We start from the raw sequence: 4039 nt of genomic DNA, 5'->3' as shown, positions 1-4039 counted from the left end.
TCAGTTCTGCCGCGGCGGATAGCCGGCCTGCGTCAGCGCATCGATGACTTCCTGAGTGTGCTGGGCGTCGCGCGTTTCCATCAGAATGTCGAATTCCGCGCCTTTCGCAGGCACGTCGAGTGCGATGCGGTTGTGGGCCACTTCCATGATGTTGGCGCCATTGTCGCCGATGATCGTGGAAACCAGCGCCAGAAGACCCGGCCGGTCGTCGCCGATGATGCGGATATTGGCGAGCCGTTTTTCCCGTACCAGAGCGCGCGTCAGGACGGATGCGAGCAGGCGTGTATCGATATTGCCGCCGCACAGGATGAGGCCGACTTTCTTGCCGGCAAACCGGTCCGGGTGGGCCAGCAGGGCGGCAAGACCCGCCGCGCCGGCTCCCTCTGCCACGGTTTTCTCGACGTCGACAAACAAGGTGATTGCGCGCTCCAGATGAGCTTCCTCGACAAGAACGATGTCGTCGACCAGCGCATCGATGACGCGGCGCGTCAGGTGTCCGGGGTTTTTGACGGAAATGCCCTCAGCGATCGAGGCGCCGCCGCCATGCGGCTCGCGTCCTTCGCGAATATTGAGCATAGCCGGATACATGGCCGCCTGGACGCCGACTATCTCGATATCCGGATTGTGCGCCTTGGCGACGGTGGCCATGCCGGAGATCAGCCCGCCTCCGCCGATCGGCACGACAAGCGTGTCAAAGTCGGGCTTGTCCTCGAACATTTCGAGCGCCGCAGTGCCCTGGCCGGCCATGATCAGCGGATCGTCGAAGGGATGGATCCAGGTGAGGCCCTCGCGCTGACGAACCTGTTCAGCGTGCTCCTTGGCCTCGTCGAATGTGTGGCCTTTCAGCAGGACGCGCGCGCCGAAGGCGCGGGTGTGTTCGACTTTGTTGAACGGGGTGGTTACCGGCATCGCAATGGTGACGGGTATGCCGAGCCGGCGGCCATGATAGGCGACCCCCTGGGCATGGTTGCCAGCGGACGCCGCAATGACGCCGACCTTTTTCTCTTCATCGGTCAGCCGGGCCAGCTTGTTGAGCGCACCACGCTCCTTGAAGGCGGCGGTAAACTGCAGGTTCTCGAACTTGATCCAGATATCCGCGCCGGTGATCTCGGACAGGGTTCGCGAGCGGCGCAGCGGCGTGCGCTCGATCTGCCCGTCCAGTATCCGGGCAGCATCCTTCACATCCTCAAGGCCTATCGGCAGTTTTTCGCTCATTGCATGGTGATCCCGTCAAACGCGGCGGACCCTATTCGCCCTCCCGGCGCGGGGCAAGTCGAGAGTCAGCCGCCGCGCCGCTGTCGGTGCAGGCCCGCCGCATGGTCCGCAAGCATTTCAGTTTGGCAAATTCCTTGCAGGGTAAGTTTTAATCAGCTGTGACAGTGGTCTTGCATCCGATTGTGTGCAAAAGTTAATGCTCTGCCGCAGGGACGTTTGATGTTGGTGGGGGAACAATGTGATGAGCGCAGACGGTGGGGGCGTCGACATGGCTGGGCTAATTTTTGTCCGGGCATTTGACGACCAGTTGTTCGTAAGATCTGCAAGCCCCGGAGACAGTCTGGGCGCACTTTCTGTAATGGATGAGGCTGGGCAAGAAATCCCGGTCGTCTCGGTTGAGGCCACGAGCCGTGAAGAGCACGCAATACGGCTCGATGTCGTGCCGGGTTCGCATCGCCTCACCCTCCTGCAAGACGGCGTTCCAGCATGCAGCGAGATCGAACTCGACACCCCGGCCGTATCCGGCCGGATTGACCTTGTCGGTGCCGGCCGCGTCATGGGCTCGGTTCGCAGGGAGAATGCGACCCAGCAGATCTGGCTCGATATGGATGGCCGGCCGCTCATCAAGGTGACGCCGTCCGGCGTCAGCCAGCCACGCGGCAAACAGGCCTCGCGCCGCAAGACCTTCACCTTCGATCTTCCGCTTCCTGCCGAAGCAATGGACGGCGAGAAGCACGCCTTCACGCTGCGCTCGGACAATCGTGTCCTCTCGGCTGCTCATGTCTGGCGTGCCGCCTATGAATTCAATGTTGATGCCTTCGCCCCGACCGTCATGGAGGGCTGGGCCTTCGACCCCGCTGCGCCCCACCTGCCGGTCAAGTTTCTTCTGAAAACGGAGGATGACACATTTATCCCCGTTCTGACGAGCCACCGCGAAGATGTCGCCGTGCACAAGGGCGCCGCGCAAGCAGGCTTTCGGGTTGAATTCAAGGATCCTGTAGAACGCGCCGATTTCCATCTCGCCCGCAGCCTGCCAGCGATGAAAAACGCATCCTTCGCGCGGTTCGATGATGCCGACTTCGTTGAATCGCTCCGCAGTATGGTCCGCGCCTATCGGACGAGCAGCCAAACGACGCTCAATCGCGATGTCATGAAGGCAATGGGGCGCGCTTTGTCTGCCATTCGCGACGAGGTTGGGCGCCGCGGCCCCTCGACCGTCATGGACAGCTTCCAGACAAGCTCCGCGAGCGCGGGTGAAGCGGCGATCGTGATCCCTGTCTACAAGGGCTACAAGGAGGTGCGCGCCTGCCTTGAAAGCGTTGAGCGTACGGTCCCCGATGCGACGCAGATCGTCATTATCAATGACAAATCACCCGAACCGGAAATCCATGATTATCTGCGCGAATTCACGCTGGCGAGACGCAATACACGCCTCATCGAGAACCGCGACAATCTCGGATTTCCGCGCTCGGTCAATCGCGGGCTTGAACTCGTTGAGGGCAAGGATGTTGTGGTGCTCAACGCTGACACGCGCGTGCCTGAACGCTGGCTTGAGCGGCTGACCGAAAAGGCGCACAGCCTCCCGAATATCGCCAGCGTCACACCGCTGACGAACAATGGCACGATCATGAGCTATCCTCGGCTCAACTATGAAAACTATATCGATGACGCGATGATCGATGAGCTCGATACGCTGTTCGAAAAGGTCGCGACCGACGACGTTCTGCAAGTGCCAACCGCTGTCGGGTTCTGTATGTACATGACCGCCGGTGCCATCGCCGATACAGGTTTTCTCGGTGAGGAATGGGGCAAAGGCTATGCCGAGGAAGTCGACTGGTGCCTGAAGGCGCGCGACCTCGGTTATGTTCATATCGCAGCGCCCAACGTCTTCGTCGGCCATGTCGGCAGCGTGTCTTTTGGTGCGGCTGTCAGGGAAGACCTTTCTGCAAAGAACAATGAGAAGCTGAGCAGGAAATTCCCCGAATTCTCACGCAACGTTATCGATCATCTGAAGAACGATCCGCTGCGCAAGGTTCGCGTCGCGGCTGACATCGCCCGGCTGAAGGCGATGAAGCAGGTGCTGTGTTTCCATGTCTCGAATGGGCTGGGCGGCGGCACGCAACATTATGTCGACCAGCTTTCAAGCCAGCTGCAAGAGGCCGGCGTCTACAATCTCATGATCGAGCCGCATGAGGTCAAAAACGTCTATGATCCATGCGATGAGGCCGAAGTCCTTCTCCACAGCGCCGACGGCCAGTTTCATTCCTATATGACGGGCGAAGAGCTTGCAGCGCTGTTCAAGGCGCGCAAGACGCCCGCAAAATCAAAGGCCGCAAAGGCGTCTCGTGATATCCTTCATATCCACTCGACGCTGGGCCATCATCTCGACAATGCAATCGCCATGACCCAGGCTGCCAGTAAGGCAGGCCTTCAGATCGCCGCGACGATCCATGATTTCAGCTGGATCTGCCCGCGGGTCCAGATGCTGCGCTGGGGCACGGATTACTGCAATCTGCCGGACCTCGCCGGATGTGACAGCTGTGTCAGCCAGAGGAATTTCAACTTCGATATCAAACCGGCCGACATTGAAGACGGAATTGAAGGGTGGCTTGCGAAGAATCTGGAAATCCTCAACGCTGCCGATGTGATCATTTCTCCGTCAGAATTCCCCAAGGCGGCCATCCTGGAGCGCTTCCCGGATCTCGACGTTAAGTTCATTCCGCATTTCAGCGATTGGATCGAAGCCGAGGTCAAGCCGATCGCCAAGCTCAGCGAGGCCAGCCGTTACCGCGTCGGTTTTGTTGGCGCGATCGGGGATAATAAG

General features: G+C 59.8%; 2 protein-coding genes. One reads left to right on the top strand and one right to left on the bottom strand.

All coding sequences use genetic code 11. From position 1 onward, the window contains the following. Positions 1–1215 carry a threonine ammonia-lyase gene (locus WA989_RS03840; protein WP_424339194.1) on the bottom strand — a complete coding sequence of 405 codons (1215 nt, stop codon included), beginning with the start codon at positions 1213–1215 and terminating at the stop codon, positions 1–3. A gap of 241 nt (positions 1216–1456) precedes the next feature. Here WA989_RS03840 and WA989_RS03835 point away from each other — a divergent pair. Then, positions 1457–4039, top strand: a 2583-nt coding sequence (locus WA989_RS03835; protein WP_424339193.1) for a glycosyltransferase, incomplete at its 3' end; no start/stop codon positions are given.

The organism is Henriciella sp., assembly GCF_049649345.1.
GTDB lineage: Bacteria > Pseudomonadota > Alphaproteobacteria > Caulobacterales > Hyphomonadaceae > Henriciella.
Note: the sequence above shows the minus strand (reverse complement) of the source record. Positions and strands in the feature narration are given on the sequence as shown.

What these genes read in the sequence shown, in the direction of transcription:
- WA989_RS03840 (WP_424339194.1), bottom strand. Translation starts at nt 1,215, where the DNA reads ATGAGCGAAAAACTGCCGATAGGCCTTGAGGATGTGAAGGATGCTGCC.